This is a genomic window from Nitrosomonas halophila (genome assembly GCF_900107165.1).
GTDB lineage: Bacteria > Pseudomonadota > Gammaproteobacteria > Burkholderiales > Nitrosomonadaceae > Nitrosomonas > Nitrosomonas halophila.
This window is the reverse complement of the sequence record NZ_FNOY01000015.1, coordinates 25983-40903: the sequence shown is the minus strand read 5'-3', so window position 1 is coordinate 40903 and position 14921 is coordinate 25983. Positions and strand designations below refer to the sequence as shown.

At 52.8% G+C, this 14921-nt stretch carries 16 protein-coding genes and 1 pseudogene; 12 read left to right on the top strand and 5 right to left on the bottom strand.

Translation table 11 applies throughout. The annotated features are described in order from the left end of the window. Positions 1–172 precede the first annotated feature (172 nt). On the bottom strand, positions 173–1048 hold the full coding sequence (locus BLV85_RS05565; RefSeq protein ID WP_090413081.1) for a thermonuclease family protein: 876 nt from the start codon (positions 1046–1048) through the stop codon (positions 173–175). Positions 1049–1098: 50 nt separating this feature from the next. Between BLV85_RS05565 and BLV85_RS05560 the strand changes: the two genes are divergently transcribed. The 11 genes from BLV85_RS05560 (at position 1099) to BLV85_RS05515 (ending at position 9358) form a co-directional block, all read left to right on the top strand. Next, complete coding sequence (locus BLV85_RS05560) at positions 1099–2544, top strand: alanine/glycine:cation symporter family protein (protein WP_090413077.1); 1446 nt, start codon at positions 1099–1101, stop codon at positions 2542–2544. 87 nt (positions 2545–2631) lie between these two features. Then, a complete protein-coding gene (locus BLV85_RS05555) occupies positions 2632–3459 on the top strand; it encodes an ABC transporter ATP-binding protein (RefSeq protein WP_090413125.1) in 828 nt (275 codons plus the stop codon). An 87-nt stretch (positions 3460–3546) separates the two neighbouring features. Beyond that, a complete protein-coding gene (mlaE, locus tag BLV85_RS05550; protein ID WP_090413074.1) occupies positions 3547–4344 on the top strand; it encodes a lipid asymmetry maintenance ABC transporter permease subunit MlaE in 798 nt (265 codons plus the stop codon). Then, positions 4344–4811 (top strand): outer membrane lipid asymmetry maintenance protein MlaD, encoded by a 468-nt coding sequence (gene mlaD / locus BLV85_RS05545; protein ID WP_090413071.1) that lies wholly within the window; start codon positions 4344–4346, stop codon positions 4809–4811. The genes mlaE and mlaD overlap by 1 nt, the downstream gene beginning before the upstream one ends. A gap of 90 nt (positions 4812–4901) precedes the next feature. Then, positions 4902–5519 carry an MlaC/ttg2D family ABC transporter substrate-binding protein gene (locus tag BLV85_RS05540; protein WP_090413069.1) on the top strand — a complete coding sequence of 206 codons (618 nt, stop codon included), beginning with the start codon at positions 4902–4904 and terminating at the stop codon, positions 5517–5519. 31 nt (positions 5520–5550) lie between these two features. Continuing rightward, a complete protein-coding gene (locus BLV85_RS05535) occupies positions 5551–5838 on the top strand; it encodes an STAS domain-containing protein (protein ID WP_143032290.1) in 288 nt (95 codons plus the stop codon). Between the two features lie 221 nt (positions 5839–6059). Next, positions 6060–6974: an ABC transporter ATP-binding protein gene (locus BLV85_RS05530; protein WP_090413064.1), complete on the top strand. Its 915-nt coding sequence runs from the start codon at positions 6060–6062 to the stop codon at positions 6972–6974. Beyond that, positions 6971–7726: an ABC transporter permease gene (locus BLV85_RS05525; protein WP_090413061.1), complete on the top strand. Its 756-nt coding sequence runs from the start codon at positions 6971–6973 to the stop codon at positions 7724–7726. Before BLV85_RS05530 ends, BLV85_RS05525 begins: the two co-directional genes overlap by 4 nt. 95 nt (positions 7727–7821) lie before the next feature. Continuing rightward, on the top strand, positions 7822–8061 hold the full coding sequence (locus BLV85_RS15440; protein ID WP_218132781.1) for a hypothetical protein: 240 nt from the start codon (positions 7822–7824) through the stop codon (positions 8059–8061). Between the two features lie 7 nt (positions 8062–8068). Beyond that, on the top strand, positions 8069–9028 hold the full coding sequence (locus BLV85_RS05520; RefSeq protein WP_218132780.1) for an ISAzo13 family transposase: 960 nt from the start codon (positions 8069–8071) through the stop codon (positions 9026–9028). 75 nt (positions 9029–9103) lie between these two features. Next, complete coding sequence (locus tag BLV85_RS05515) at positions 9104–9358, top strand: BolA family protein (protein ID WP_090413058.1); 255 nt, start codon at positions 9104–9106, stop codon at positions 9356–9358. A 227-nt stretch (positions 9359–9585) separates the two neighbouring features. On the opposite strand, the gene BLV85_RS05510 is transcribed toward BLV85_RS05515, so the two are convergent. The 4 genes from BLV85_RS05510 to BLV85_RS15130 all read right to left on the bottom strand — a co-directional run bounded on the left by BLV85_RS05510 (position 9586) and on the right by BLV85_RS15130 (position 14017). Next, positions 9586–10581: a hypothetical protein gene (locus tag BLV85_RS05510; RefSeq protein WP_090413056.1), complete on the bottom strand. Its 996-nt coding sequence runs from the start codon at positions 10579–10581 to the stop codon at positions 9586–9588. A gap of 29 nt (positions 10582–10610) precedes the next feature. Further along, positions 10611–12773 carry a TonB-dependent receptor gene (locus tag BLV85_RS05505; RefSeq protein WP_176973942.1) on the bottom strand — a complete coding sequence of 721 codons (2163 nt, stop codon included), beginning with the start codon at positions 12771–12773 and terminating at the stop codon, positions 10611–10613. 20 nt (positions 12774–12793) lie between these two features. Next, positions 12794–13624 carry a hypothetical protein gene (locus tag BLV85_RS05500; protein ID WP_176973941.1) on the bottom strand — a complete coding sequence of 277 codons (831 nt, stop codon included), beginning with the start codon at positions 13622–13624 and terminating at the stop codon, positions 12794–12796. 189 nt (positions 13625–13813) lie between these two features. Continuing rightward, positions 13814–14017 (bottom strand): hypothetical protein, encoded by a 204-nt coding sequence (locus BLV85_RS15130; RefSeq protein ID WP_176973939.1) that lies wholly within the window; start codon positions 14015–14017, stop codon positions 13814–13816. Between the two features lie 46 nt (positions 14018–14063). Here BLV85_RS15130 and BLV85_RS05495 point away from each other — a divergent pair. Next, positions 14064–14822 (top strand): annotated as a pseudogene (locus tag BLV85_RS05495) (RNA-guided endonuclease InsQ/TnpB family protein); the annotation flags it as partial. Between the last annotated feature and the right edge of the window lie 99 nt (positions 14823–14921).

The window sequence follows — 14921 nt, the reverse complement described above, 5'->3', positions numbered from 1 at the left end:
TTATGGGCACAGTCATCGTAGGGTGCGCTTGCGCACCGTCCCCAGCCGATGTTGGGTGACGGTTGCAGGGAAAGTCGGTTTTATTATGGTGCGCAGCGCATCCTACCGCACTCTGCCGACGCCATGCTGGGTGCCCTGTCGGCAGCGGGTGAGGTCATCCATGGCAGAAAAATCAACGTATGATCAATGCGCTGGGGTGATGAATCCGAATCGAGAAGTGATCGTTTCTGCGAGTGACCCAGCCACGCACCTCAATCGGCTTGTTCAAGTAGATTTTTAAAGGCGGAAACAACGCCAGATCACTATTGGCGATACGAAGATCGATCTTGTCGTTGATGATCAAGCGGCTGTATTGCCGGCTTCGCTTGAGCGCAGTGACTCTTGCCCGGTAGCGTTGCCAGCCAAATGGCTTCTCGGTTATTTTGGTCAGGTCGCGCGGCGCATAGTGCTGCATTGACCAGATGCCGAGTTGCTGTCTTTCGGCTCGTTGCTGTGCCTGGATCAAGTCTTCGGCATGTCGCAAATTTGGCGGCAGCAAGGTGACGACAGCCAGGCCATGTTCCAGTAGTGAGCGGTTGATATGCTCTCCGTTGGGGAGATACACATGGGCGAGTAGTCTTTTGTAGCGATCCTGTTTCTGCTGATCGTGCTCCAGGTAAACATTGCGTCCCTGCAGTTTATGATGCAACCAGTTTTTCGCAATAATGCCTCCCGGTTCATTGGGACGATGCCGGCTTTCGACTTCGGGTGTGTTGATTCCCAGTAGCCGTACGCGCTTGTTTCCTTCGATGATGATCGTGTCGCCATCGATCACCTTGACTACCCGGCTCCAGTTGCGGGCGGGTTGAACGTTTAACTGTAGCGGCTTTGCGGCAGGGGTAGGGATATCCGAGTAGGTGATCCGACCGCGCGCATCCTCACTGCGATAGACGCCGCTCGCAACACTCAGTGGCCCCGGCAGAAACAACAGCGCGATCGCAAGGCAAGCCAGCTTTTTGAGTGGTGACAGCAGGTTCGAATGTAGGTGGGAGGGTCTGGTAAAATGCATGAATAAGCCTACCCAGGCGTTTCACCTATTTAAAGAGAGAAAAATCCGGTATGGAAATTGACAAGGCGATCGATGCAGCGTTTGAACCCATATCAAACGCTGTCGCATCGGTTATTTTTTTTAGCGTATCAGCGATGGAGCTGGATATCAAGCTGATCCTGGTATGGCTGGTGGTGGCTGCCCTGTTTTTTACCTTGTATTTGGGGTTTGTGAATGTGCGCTATTTCGGGCATGCGATCAGCTTGCTGCACGAAAAAAATGGTGATCAGAACATTGATGGAGAAATCAATCGTTTTGATGCCCTGATGACTTCGCTGTCGGGAACAGTGGGCTTGGGTAATATCGCCGGCGTGGCTTTGGCGATTTCGGTAGGCGGGCCAGGGGCGGCATTCTGGATGGCAGTGATGGGCATCTTTGGCATGTCGACCAAATTCATGGAAGTGTCCCTGGGGGTGAAATATCGGCAACATGGTTCCAAACGTCATCCTGAAAGAATCTCGGGTGGACCGATGTATTACCTGCGCAGTGCTTTTGACCAGCGCGGCCACACCCGTCTGGGCCGATTCATGGCAGGTTTGTTCGCCATTTGCTGCGTGGGGGGGACGCTGGGTGCGGGCGGACTGTTTCAGGTCAATCAGGCCTATAATCAGGCAGTGATCATTACCGGTGGAGACAGCGGTTTTCTGGCCGACAAGGGATGGCTGTTTGGACTGATCACCGCGATATTGGTCGGCTTGGTCATACTGGGTGGCATTCAGTGGATCGCGGCGGTGGCGGGACGGGTGGTGCCATTGATGGCAATCACTTATATTCTGACCGGTTTTGCCGTGATTGCCATGCATTATGAAGCGATTCCCGCTGCGTTGCAGACCATACTGGAAACTGCCTTGTATCCACAGGCCGGTTTGGGGGCATTGCTCGGTTCGCTGCTGATCGGCGTGCAGCGTGCTTCATTCTCGAACGAGGCCGGCCTGGGGTCATCGGCGATCGCGCATGCGGCGGCCAAGACCAATGAACCTGTCAGTCAGGGCATAGTTGGGATGTTGGGGCCTTTTATCGATACGGTGGTCATTTGCATGATTACTGCCTTGGTGATTGTGATCTCGGGCGCCTATCTGGATGGCAACGGCATGGAGGGCGTGGCGTTGACTTCCCGGGCGTTTGCCACGGGTATTTCCTGGTTTCCTTATGTGCTGGCGGTGACAGTTTTTTTATTTGCCTACTCGACCATGATTTCCTGGTCGTATTATGGCCTGAAATGTGCGACCTATCTGTTTGGGGAAGATGACAGAGTCGAAGTATTCTATAAAATAGCGTTCTGTCTATTCATTGTCGTTGGCGCCTCCGCCGAATTGTCCAATATCATTCTGTTTACCGATTCCATGGTGTTGGCCATGTCGATTCCGAATATCATCGGTCTGTACCTGCTGGCGCCGGAAATCAAGCGTGATCTGAATCGATACATTTTGCGTCTCAAGCAGGAAAATGCCAATTGATCATCCGTATGGGCGCCTATCGTAATGACATTATCGAGAACCGGGCTTGAGTGAGATATGACAAAAAACCAACCAATGGATCCAGCCATGGCAACCGAACCGCTGATTGAATTCAAGGATGTGAGTTTTGCCTACGGCGCGAAACAGATACTGAAAGGTGTCAACATGACCATGTCTCGCGGGCAGGTTGTCGCCATCATGGGGGGGAGCGGGTCTGGCAAGACCACCTTGCTGCGCTTGATCGGCGGGGAAGTCCAACCCTCCGCGGGAACTGTCAGCGTGGCCGGACAAGTCGTGCATCAACTCAATCGAAAACAACTGTTCAGATTGCGCCGCAAAATGGGCATGCTGTTTCAGTTCGGTGCATTATTTACCGACCTATCGGCATTCGATAATGTCGCGTTTCAGATGCGTGAGCATACCAATCTGCCCGAAACCATGATCCGGGATCTGGTACTCATGAAACTGCATGCGGTCGGCCTGCGGGGGGCGCATCATCTGATGCCGGCCGAGCTTTCGGGTGGCATGGCGCGCCGAGTTGCGCTGGCCCGTTCGATTGCGCTCGATCCAATGTTGATGATGTATGACGAGCCCTTTACCGGGCTGGATCCAATCTCACTCGGCGTGATCGGCAGCTTGATCCGTCATTTGACGGATGCGCTTGGCATGACGTCGATTCTGGTCACACATGATGTACAGGAATCCTTGCAGATCGTCGATTATGTCTATTTCCTGGCAGATGGTGTGATTGCCGCACAGGGTACGCCCGAAGAAGTGCGCCAGTCGAAGATGCCGTTTGTGCACCAGTTCATCCACGGCGAAGTCGATGGTCCGGTGCCTTTTCATTATCAGGCACAATCCTATGCCAAGGATTTGAATATGGTTGCCCCAGCGGGTGCTGCTACCGAATCCTGAATCACGGATTGTGAAAGCAATCGGGTGCGCAAGGCTATTTCTATCAGCCTGCTCACTGAAGTCAGGGATTGAATCTGGAGAATTATTTTGATTAAACATATTGTGACTGGCATTCAAGCGGTTGGGCACCGGGTGATTGATGGTGTTTGGCGCCTGGGTTGTGCGAGCCGCTTTTTCCTGCTGGTGCTGTTGAACTCGCCGCCCAGTTTCCTGCGTTTCGGCTTGATCACGCGCGAAATTTATTTCGCCGGCGTACTGTCGCTGGTCATTATTCTGGTTTCCGGGTTGTTTGTCGGCATGGTGCTGGGGCTGCAGGGCTATGAGACTTTGCAGAAATTCGGCGCCGAGTCGGCGGTGGGTACATTGGTGGCATTGTCGCTGGTGCGGGAGCTGGGCCCCGTCATCGCCGCCTTGCTGTTCGCCAGCCGTGCCGGTTCGGCCATGACTGCGGAAATCGGATTGATGAAAGCTACCGAGCAGCTGGCCGCCATGGGCATGATGGCAGTGGACCCGGTGGCACGCGTGGTGGCGCCCAGATTCTGGGCCGGGGTGTTTTCCATGCCGCTGCTGGCTGCGATGTTTACCGTCATGGGGGTGTTTGGCGGCTATCTGGTGACCGTGATTTTCATCGGTGTGGATGAAGGCTCTTTCTGGTCACAAATGCAGGATGCCGTTGATTTTCGATATGATATTGTGAACGGCGTCATCAAAAGCTGTTTCTTCGGGGTGGCGATCACGGCCATTGCCGTGTTTGAAGGTTTCGATGCGCCGCCGACAGCGGAAGGGGTGTCCGGCGCGACTACCCGAACGGTAGTCACTTCCGCGTTGACTATTTTGGGGATGGATTTTGTTTTGACCGCATTCATGTTCAGGGGAGTGAGTTGATGCAGCGGACCATGATGGATTTCTGGGTAGGTTTGTTTGTAATGGCCGGGATAGGCGCTTTGCTGATACTGGGAATGAAGGTGGGCAACCTGACCACTTACCAGACAGGCGAGAGCTATACGCTGGTGGGAAATTTTGAAAATATTGGTGGTCTTAAAGTACGTGCCCCGGTCAAGAGCGCCGGGGTGGTGGTGGGGCGGGTGGCCGATATTCAATTCAGTCTGGAAACCTACGATGCGGTGGTGACGATCAATATGGATGCGCGTTACCAGTTCCCGCAGGACACGTTTGCCAGCATTCTCACTTCGGGTTTGCTGGGCGAACAATATGTCGGCTTGCTGCCCGGTGGGGATGACGCCATGCTCGAAGACGGGGACAAGTTCATGAAAACCAATTCGGCCATTGTGCTGGAGGACATGATCGGCCGTTTCCTTTTCGACAAGGCAGCAGAGGATAAGGATTTTTAATCTAAGGGCTCGTTAATAATAACTTGGGCGTATGCTCAAATTATTTATTAATGAGCCCTAACTAACACAAAACGATAGGTGGCAAAAAACATGAAAGCGCTTTTCAGGCATCTCCTCATACTGGTGCTGTTTTGGGTGGTTGTTCCCGCTTCTGCTCAGAATACCGCGCCGGATGCATTGGTCAGGAATACGGTGGATGAGGTGATCGCAATTCTCAAGCAGGATGACGGCATCAAAGCCGGTGACCAGGACAGAATACTGAGCCTCGTCAGGGAGAAAATACTGCCGCATTTCAACTTTACGCGCATGACCCAGCTTGCAATGGGCAGAAACTGGCGCACGGCGACCAACGAGCAGAAAAAAGAACTGGTGCGGGAATTTCGTACCCTGCTGGTGCGGACCTACTCCAACTCGTTGACCAATTACCGCGATGAAGTGATCGAGGTCAGTCCCACCAAAGTCAAACCCGAAGATACGCGCGCAGTCGTCAGAGCCCAGGTGATACAGGGTCGAGGACGGCAACCGATCCCGATCGATTATTCGATGGAAAAAACAAGTGACAACTGGAAAGTGTACGACGTGACGATTTCCGGAGTCAGTCTGGTAACCAACTATCGCGGTAGCTTCAACACCCAGATCAGAGATGGTGGCGTGGAGGGGTTGATTGCCACGCTTGTGGAAAGAAACGAATCGCTGAAAGGTCAGTAGGGTGACGGACGGACTCGAGAATAGCGTAAGTGTGGCAGATGATCAGTTGATCGTTGATGGACCGATTCTGTTTGAGAACGTGATGCGTGTCATGCAGGCGGGCGTGGTGAGGATAGGTGGCAGGCGTTTGGAGGTTGACTTTACGCACGTCACCGAAGTGGATTCTTCGGCGGTCAGCATGTTGCTGGAATGGTTGCGTACGGCGCAGGCAAAAGGTTGTCAGCTTCGATTAGTGAATCTGCCAGAAAATTTGCGCAGCCTGATAAAGCTGTATGATGTGGTTGACCTGCTGCCGTTGGATGACCGCAATCCATCCTGATCAACGGCTTTGACAGGCTGGCTTTTAGGAGCCGTGAAGGAATAAGTGTGACAATTGGGCGCGTCTGGTGGGATGCAGTGCAAGGCGAGAGGAGGAGTCATAGCCAAGGCTATGGCGACGACGAATAACGCCGCAGTGCGCCCGCCAGATGCGATCCAAGTGTTATAGTTATTTATGAACGACTCCTTAGGTAATTCCTTGGCAATGATGACGTTGGTGCAATGACTCCCGCTATTGACATACAGCAACTTGGTAAACGCTACGGCGCGTTGGCCGCCCTGGATCATATCGATCTGGTGATACAGCCGGGAGAATTTTTTGCCCTGCTGGGTCCCAATGGTGCGGGTAAAACCACCTTGATCAGCATCCTGGCCGGGCTGACCCGGCCTACCCATGGCAGCGCCAAGGTGATGGGTTATGACGTCTTGTCCGAATATCGCGCTGCGCGCAAAAGATTGGGGGTGGTGCCGCAAGAGCTGGTGTACGACCCTTTTTTCACGGTACGCGAAATGCTCGTCATTCAGTCGGGCTATTTCGGGATCCAGGGCAACGATGCCTGGATCGATGAAATTCTGTACCGTCTCGACCTGGCGGACAAGGCGCATACCAATCTGCGCGCGCTGTCGGGCGGCATGAAACGCCGGGTGTTGATCGCCCAGGCGCTGGTGCACAAACCACCGGTCATCATACTGGATGAACCGACGGCAGGGGTGGATGTGGATCTGCGCCAGAGCTTGTGGCAATTTATCCAGCATCTCAATCAAGAAGGCCATACAGTGGTGCTGACCACACATTATCTGGAAGAGGCCGAAGCATTATGCAACCGGGTCGCCATGCTCAAGCAGGGCAGAATTGTCGCGCTCGACAGCATGCGCAATCTCGTGCGCAGTATTCAGGACTATACATTGGAGTTGCGTTTGTCCACCGATGCCTTGCCGGCGGCATTGACCGCATGGCCAGTCCATCATGATGGCAACCTGTATAGTTTCAAAATAAAAGACTATGCCGAAATCGAATCGGTGCTGTCGATCCTGCGTACATCCGGTATCCGGATACTCGAAATGCAGTTGCTGCAGCCCGACCTGGAGGATGTGTTCGTCAATATTATGGAAAGCGTTCCGGCAGGTGCTTCATGACAGGTTTCTATACCCTGCTTTACAAGGAGTTGATGCGGTTCTGGAAAGTCAGCTTTCAAACAATATTGGCGCCGGTGTTGTCCAGTTTGCTCTATCTTCTGATTTTTTCCCATGTGCTAGAGAGCAGGGTGGAAGTCTATGAAGGGGTCGCCTATACCGTGTTCCTGATTCCAGGGCTGGTGATGATGGCGGTTTTGCAGAATGCTTTTGCCAATTCCTCTTCCAGCCTGATTCAATCGAAAATAACCGGTAACCTGGTATTCATCCTGCTGGCACCGCTTTCCTATCTGGAAATTTTTCTGGCCTATGTCGGCGCTTCGATGTTGCGCGGGCTGGCCGTGGGGCTGGGGGTATACGGTGTTGCTGCATGGTTTTATGGGCCACCTCCCCACGTGTCGTTATGGGCGATTCTGTTTGCGCTGCTCGGCAGTGCCCTGCTGGGCGTGATAGGTCTTATCGCCGGAATTGTCTCCGATAAATTCGATCAACTGGCCGCGTTCCAGAATTTTCTCATACTCCCTCTGACTTTTCTTTCGGGAGTATTTTATTCGGTACATTCATTGCCACCTGTCTGGCAATTCCTGTCACACCTGAACCCTTTCTTCTATCTGATCGATGGCTTTCGATACGGGTTCTTTGGTGTGTCCGATATTTCGCCTTATATCAGCCTGATTGTCATGGCGGCGAGTCTGGCAGCGATTTCAGGCTGGGCACTGTGGCTGTTGAAAAGTGGCTACAAGCTGCGCCACTAAGGACGTCGTCAAAAATAACTTCCAGAAAATGGATTAGAATGTTTATGCGGAATTATGGATAATAAGGACAATTTATAAGTGAAGAAAGACAAATTGTGACTGCTTACGATAAAGGCGTTGAACTCAAGATGCAACGGTTGTTTCTGATGCTATCAGAAAAGGATCGGCGGCGGTATGCGGGGATTGAGGCGGCCAAGCTGGGGCACGGTGGTATTGAGTATGTGTCTGGGTTATTCGATGTGGACCCCAAGACGGTACGACGCGGTCTGGTAGAACTGGAAGTGAACGAGGATCCTGCACCGACCCGGATCAGAAAAAAAAGGTGCGGGACGTAAAAATGCAATGGATCACAAGCCTGCCCTGGAAGAAAATTTCCTCGGGTTACTTGCTGAGTTTACCGCCGGCGATCCGATGCGTGAAGGTGTTTTATGGACCAATCTATCACGTTGCGAGATTAGTCGCCGCCTGGCTGAAATGGGCACATCGGCAAGTCGGCACACGGTTCGCAAGCTATTAAAGAAACATGGCTTAGGACAGCGTAAAACACGTAAGAAAAAAACGCTGGGAGCCCATCCTGATCGGGACGCCCAGTTTCAAAACATCGCCAGACTTAAGGCGGCGTATATGGCCAAGGGAGAGCCCGTGATCAGTATTGATTCCAAAAAGAAGGAATTGATCGGTAATTTCAGTCGAGAAGGCCACACCTATACACAGACGCCTGTGGATGCTTTGGATCATGATTTTCCCAGTGCCGGTGAAGGTAAATTGATTCCGCATGGCATCTATGATCTGGCGCGAAACGAAGGGCATATGAACCTAAATACGAGCCATGATACCAGTGAATTTTGTTGCGACAGTATTGCGCATTGGTGGAAACAGCAGGGTTGCCAGCACTATCCCAAGGCCCGGCGGTTGTTGCTGCTCTGCGATGGCGGCGGTAGTAACTCCGCCAATCGACATGTGTTCAAGGAAGCTTTGCAAGGACTTGCCGAACGGCTCGGACTGGAAATTCGTGTTGCCCACTATCCGCCTTACTGCTCAAAGTACAACCCTATTGAACACCGGTTGTTTTCGCACATTACGCGAGCCTGCCAGGGTGTGGTGTTTCATTCAGTCGCCATTGCCAAGCAATTTATGGAGAAGACTAAAACCTGTAAGGGTTTAAAAGTAACCGTGGATATATTGACCGGGGTTTACGTTACAGGAAAAAAGTGTGCAGAGAATTTTCTTGAGAATATGAGGATTATCTTTGATGACTATCTGCCTCGCTGGAACTACCGGGCAGTCCCACAAACAATCTGATTCTGGGAAGTTATTTTTAGCCAAATCCTAAAGAGTTTGTGTCATTTCTGAATCTACTATCAAGAGGAATACAATATGGTTACCGCAGAATCCATCGAACAAACCATTCAATCCGCCTTGCCATGTGAGTGGGTCAGGGTGGAAGGTGATGATGGTCATCATTTCCATGCCGTCATCGTCAGTGCCCAATTCCAGGGCAAAAGCATGATCCAGCAGCACCAGCTGGTTTATCGCGCGCTGGGGGACCGGATGCGTGAAGAAATTCATGCGCTATCGATGAAAACCTATACCCCCGAGCAATGGCAAGTTGCCGAGAAATCCTTCACTTGAGCACGCTTGCGCCCGGAAGATATCCATTTCAGCTGCTGGCTGCGTATGATTTCCGGGGCGCAGCGAAATCATGCAGCCAATGTAGAGTGGGCCTGTGCACCCTGCTATTTTTCGAGCTGCAAAAGTGGCGCGGTAATCCAGCCCAACGTCAACCTGGCCTGGGTGCTGTATGAAGACTCACGGCCAGCGCTCCCAAACAGTTTCTCAAGCTGTTCTTTTCCAGAAGTTTATAACCCCGCCTGGTTCAGAAGCGCAGTCAATTCTCCCACCTCAACGATGCCAGCCCCAAATGTACCGCCGGTTGAAAAAACATGGTCATCCTTGACCCCCACGCATACACCGTTTTGGTAGCAGCGGGCATAGTAGCCAAGCGCAATGAAAGAATTGGCAGTGTGGGGAAAGAGATCGGGGAAATTGGCTTCTGCCCAGTCGAATAATTTATCGGTTCGGACCGGGTCGATGCTGGGTTGCAGCACCCGGGCCGTGACCGCTTGCTGAAATTCACTTTCAGACAGCGCATGGTTGAACAGGATATACAACAGTTCGGAAGGTGTGGAATGTTGTTCGGAAAACAAACGCATCTCGACCATGTAAGCGCCGGCCGGGCCGCCAGGTGTGCCCTGATCCGATTCGAGAAACCAGTCTAGATGCGAATGCAGCGCGCCATTGGGCTGTGTTTCTCCCACGATCAACGATGATGCGCCACCGATGCCTTCCCGGCTATAGGACGTGAAACCCGTAATTATTTCAGGTGGGCAGAACACCCGACCGCAGCTTTGGTCGGGTTGCAGGTCCAGCCCACCAGCCAGACGAATCTGCGTGCCTTGCGGGGCGAGTGTCCAGCGCTGCAGCGCGGGATGCCAATAGGCGAGATGACCGGATGCCTGATAGCGGACGATTTCACCAGCACTCAGATCCCCTTCAGACGCGAAAAATCCTGGACTGTCGATAGCAATCACGCCAGGGAAATTGACTAATTGAGTCACATAGATAGGCTGTCCGGTCAAGTGGTCGTGGGGCAGTTGCCCTTCCGGCAATCCTAGAAACTCAATGCCATAAATGCTGCACATGTCTGAGCGTTGGCAAAAATCGGTGACCAGCCGTTGATTGGCGATTCTAACTTCAATGTCCTGGTGAAAAGACTGTGCCTGCGACACAATCGGAACAAGCGACAGCCAAGAAACCAATAGCCAAAAGTAAGGGTAGGTTGTTTTGTGCAACATGATTCGCTCTCTCATAAAATCATTTTTAATTAAAAAGTGGCCCGCAATCCTGCCTCGAAACTGAAACCCGGTTCTGGAGCGAAATTGCGTAGGAAAGAGGTGGAATTGCGAATCACGGACTGGGTCATGTTGGAAACCTTGCTAAACAACAATAATTTTATCCGGTTTGTCGCTTTCCAGTCGTAACTCATATCCAGATCGAGCCGGTCATAGCCGTCGGTGGACGTTTCTTTTAATCCGGGGCGGTTTTGTGCCAGTGCGCGGGTATAGCGCAACCCTGCCTGCCAGGGTCCATGGCTGGCAGTGAGCTCGAAGCCCGCGCGCAAGGGTGGCAATCGTGGCACATCACCGAGCGCGCCATCCCGGAACCAGCCACGCACATAATCGGAAAACAGCTTGAGGTGTGGGGAATAAGCGCTGAAAGGGAGCGGAATGTGCAGTTCGGTCTCGTAACCCCAGAAATCGGCATCATCGCCCTGATAGCCGAACACCGGCAAACAGTTCTGCAGGTTGGCGCAGGCCAGCTGGAAGCGGGGCGGTTCGGGTGAGAAATTGAAAAACAAGCCCTGGTTCTGCAGATAAATGAAGTTATCGATTCGTTTGTAATAGCCATTCGCCAGCAGGGAAAAGCCGTTGTGGGCCAGGTTAAGGCCGAGTTCAAAGTGATCGGCCTGTTCGCGTTTGAGATCCATGCGGCCCAGCTCAAAACTGCGGGTGGCGAAGTGTGGCCCGGAAGTGAGAAGTTCCTGAATGTCCGGTGCGCGCTGCGCGCGTTGCCAGTTGAGATGGATGATGCCACCGGCAAATGCCTCGTAGTTCAAGCTGGCAGCGAGAGAATAAGTGTTGAATCGAAGCTGTCCGGGCAAAGGCAGTGGCGCCACCACACCCGGTATGCGCACCGCATCGTCTTTGGGCGTGGTGGTCTGATGGTCGTAGCGTGCGCCGAATTCCAGGCTGACGCGATCAGCCAGCATCAGAGTTTCCGTGAGAAACAAGCCAAGCGTGCTGATGTCGGAAGCCGGTGTAAATGTCTGAAAACCGTACTGGGAAAACTGACGATCCTGCCATTGGAAACCGGCAATGCCGTCAAGCCAGCCATCATGTTGATGGTTGAATTCCAGTCGAGACTCCCAAACCTTGTTTTGTAATCGCATGAGTGGAGAGCCTCGATCTTTTTCGTCATGCGCATAATCGATATAACCCAGCTTGGCTTCGATACTTGGTAAAAATTCCCAGGGTGTGGCCCATAATCCTTCCAGATCGAAGCGGCGCTGCCTCATATCGATACGCACGGCTTCCGGCCCGTATAGGTCTTCATCTCCTCTTCCGGGGATTGCGGGCGGTACGCCATAGTTTTTTGTCAACTCATGGTAACTTCCCCCAACATAGCCTGCATCGCCAACCACTGAAATGCCCGCTGACCCGCCCTGACTCTGAGTGCGGCTGTTTTGGATGACGCCCTTGCTGTTCCCGGTTGGCTGTACCTGAAACTGTTCTACAATTGCCTTTTCATCCAAGGCGTATCCAGGAATATGGGTGTTTCCGCCTGCACGGTGGAAATAATCGAGGTGAAGCGCAACCCTATTTTTACCCATATCAAGCCCGATCATGCCTGCTTTTTCGCCCGGATTGTGGTCAAACCGGAACTCCGTTCGCCCGGCAAACCCGTTCTTCGGAATTTTGTCAGGAATGCGTTGATGCTTGATATCCACCATGCCACCTACGGCATTGCCGCCAAAGCGCAATGCGGCTGGGCCGCGATAGACAGTGATGCGGTCAGCCAGCATGGTTTCGGCAGCAATGGCATAATCCTGACTCATCCCCGAGGCATCATGCGTGCCGATGCCGTTTTGCATGACCCGCACACGCGGTCCGCCCATGCCCCGGATGACAACCTGACCGACACCAGGCCCATAGGAAAGATTGTGTACCCCTGGCTCACGCTCCAGTGTTTTACCAAGCGTATCCGCTGCACGTAATCTCAATTCACGATCGCTCATCTTGCTGACGGCCTCTGCAGACTGCGCGGTCGTTTTGATGACCATCGTATCCAATAGCTGAATATTTTCTTTTTGGACGGTTTGGGAGCGCGCTTCCTCAATTTCCTCGGGAACCGGCTGCAAAACCGATTCAGCTTGTACCACTGGGATTGTCAGAAATGCCAGGAGCATCCATGCTGGCAGTGGAGCCAAATTAGCTCGTATCCTAGACATTAGTCAGCAATCCCGGCTTGATCAAAAAAAGATTTGAGTGGTCCGTGATCGGTCAAACCACCAAACGGTCCACCGGTGGTAAAGACGCGTCCGCGTTTACTGCCCAGACAAATCGCATTGTCATAGCAGCGCGCATAGAAGCCGAAAAGGAAACGACTCTGGGCGGGATGTGGAAAAATCTCGCTGAAATTGGCTTCCGCCCAGTCAAACAGTGGGTCGATACGGCTATAGTCACTCAACGGAATGCCGGAGAATTGAGCGAGTGACTGGCTGAATGCATTTGGGTTGAACCCGCCACCCGTATTCATATGGAATGCCAGAAAGAACGGTTTGGAAGGCGGATAAAGAATTTGATCACCCGCCACACTCGTTCCAAACAGAGTCAATGCGACCAGGTAAGCGCCATCATCAGGGGCGGAACCATCTGTTTTTTGCAGCTCAAAAGTTGGATGAATGTCATCAGTCGAGCCACTGGCGCTTAAAAAGCCGACCAGCCCCTGGCTGTCTTCCCCTTCCCAGGCCGAAATTTTGCGTGTGACGAAAGCCATCCGGATAGACAGTTGTTCATCGAATCCATCACGCATCCAGCGGTTCTGATCCGGCGACCATTTCATCAGTGTGCTGACGAACTGGTAATGGAGGGTGCCACCCTGATCAAAACCAATACCGCGAAAACTTGCATCGGACATCCGGTAAGGCGTTAGCGAGCCCGCAAATGGAATGGTGAAAACAATATGATCCCCTAATTGTCTACCTTGCCGCTGTGTATCGATCAGGATTTTGCCCTGACGCCAGGCAAAAGCCATATTGGGTGTGCCCTCGTGTGCCATAACAGGTTGAGAAACTGTGACGGATGCCAGTAGCAGAATTACAAGAAATTTCTTGATCATCATATTTCCGAAAAAGAGTGTAAAGTAACCAAGTTAATTTCCAATAGCAATGCGACAAATTGTCGCAGTCAGAGCGGTGTTGTGATGACGTGCAACCCAATCACTCAATCGCGTCGGATCAAAGCGGAATTAAAAAGTCGCACGCAATCCTGCCTCGAAACTGAAACCTGGTTCCGGGGCAAAATTGCGCAGGAAGGAAGCGGAATGGCGGATGACGGACTGAGTCACGTTGGAAGCCTTGCCAAACAGCAATAGTTTGATCCGGCCGGCTGTTTCCCAGTCGTAACTCATGTTCACGATCAGCATGAGCGGCGGCAAATGGTTTGTCAGCATTCAGACGTGGTGCGGGGTCGAGTAGCCGCTACCGAAAGGCGGTGCAGTCGGCATCGACATGGGCCTGGCGCGCTTTGCCACGCTCTCCGACGGCACCTTCTACGCGCCGCTCAACAGCTTCAGGCAGCATGAAGCCGTACTGTGCAAGGCGCAGCAAGCGATGAACCGAAAAATGAAATTCAACAGCAACTGGAAGAAGGCAAAGGCCAAGGTCCAGCGCATCCACTCCCGTATCGGCAATGCCCGCCGCGACTACCTGCACAAGACCACGACCACGATCAGCCAAAACCACGCGATGGTGTGTATCGAGGACTCGCAGGTGCGAAACATGTCCAAGGCAGCGGCAGGTACAACCGAAGCACCGGGCAGAAACGTCCGGGCAGAATCTGGCCTGAACAAATCCATCTTCGATCAAGGCTGGTTCAAGTTCTGCCACCAACTGGAATACAAGCTGGTGTGGAACGGAGGTTGGCTTGTCACCGTGCTGCCGCAGTATACAAGTAGGACGTGTCCGTGTTGCGGACACATTTCGGCTGCCAACCGGCAGAGGCAGGCGCAATTCCTGTGCATCGAATGTGACTTCGTGGAAAACGCCGATGTGGTCGGCGTGATCAATGTTTTAAGGGTGGGACACGCCCGGTTCGCCTGTGAAGTGAGCGGTGCGGTAATGCTGCCAGCAGCAGGAATCCACCGAAGCGGCTCAGGGGCGGATCAATGCCGCAGCCAGATTAATGGCAGGCGTGGTGAGACTGCTTTGGGGAAAAGCCGATTGACATGTTCCAGCGGCTCGCGATGCAGTGCATAGGGTGCGCAAGTGCCCCTAACAATATACGTTCGCTATTCAGAATCTGTCTGGCATGCAGCGCGGTTTATGGCATGACGAGCGGCGCTCGGGACAGGCCCA

Coding starts and splice junctions, on each gene's coding strand:
- BLV85_RS05520 (WP_218132780.1), top strand. CDS start 8,069: ATGGATCACAAGCCTGCCCTGGAAGAAAATTTCCTCGGGTTACTTGCT.
- BLV85_RS05500 (WP_176973941.1), bottom strand. CDS start 13,624: ATGGCACACGAGGGCACACCCAATATGGCTTTTGCCTGGCGTCAGGGC.
- BLV85_RS05540 (WP_090413069.1), top strand. CDS start 4,902: ATGAAAGCGCTTTTCAGGCATCTCCTCATACTGGTGCTGTTTTGGGTG.
- BLV85_RS05530 (WP_090413064.1), top strand. CDS start 6,060: ATGACTCCCGCTATTGACATACAGCAACTTGGTAAACGCTACGGCGCG.
- BLV85_RS05565 (WP_090413081.1), bottom strand. CDS start 1,048: ATGCATTTTACCAGACCCTCCCACCTACATTCGAACCTGCTGTCACCA.
- BLV85_RS05525 (WP_090413061.1), top strand. CDS start 6,971: ATGACAGGTTTCTATACCCTGCTTTACAAGGAGTTGATGCGGTTCTGG.
- mlaD (WP_090413071.1), top strand. CDS start 4,344: ATGCAGCGGACCATGATGGATTTCTGGGTAGGTTTGTTTGTAATGGCC.
- BLV85_RS05555 (WP_090413125.1), top strand. CDS start 2,632: ATGGCAACCGAACCGCTGATTGAATTCAAGGATGTGAGTTTTGCCTAC.
- BLV85_RS05515 (WP_090413058.1), top strand. CDS start 9,104: ATGGTTACCGCAGAATCCATCGAACAAACCATTCAATCCGCCTTGCCA.
- BLV85_RS05510 (WP_090413056.1), bottom strand. CDS start 10,581: ATGTTGCACAAAACAACCTACCCTTACTTTTGGCTATTGGTTTCTTGG.
- BLV85_RS05560 (WP_090413077.1), top strand. CDS start 1,099: ATGGAAATTGACAAGGCGATCGATGCAGCGTTTGAACCCATATCAAAC.
- BLV85_RS15130 (WP_176973939.1), bottom strand. CDS start 14,017: ATGCTGACAAACCATTTGCCGCCGCTCATGCTGATCGTGAACATGAGT.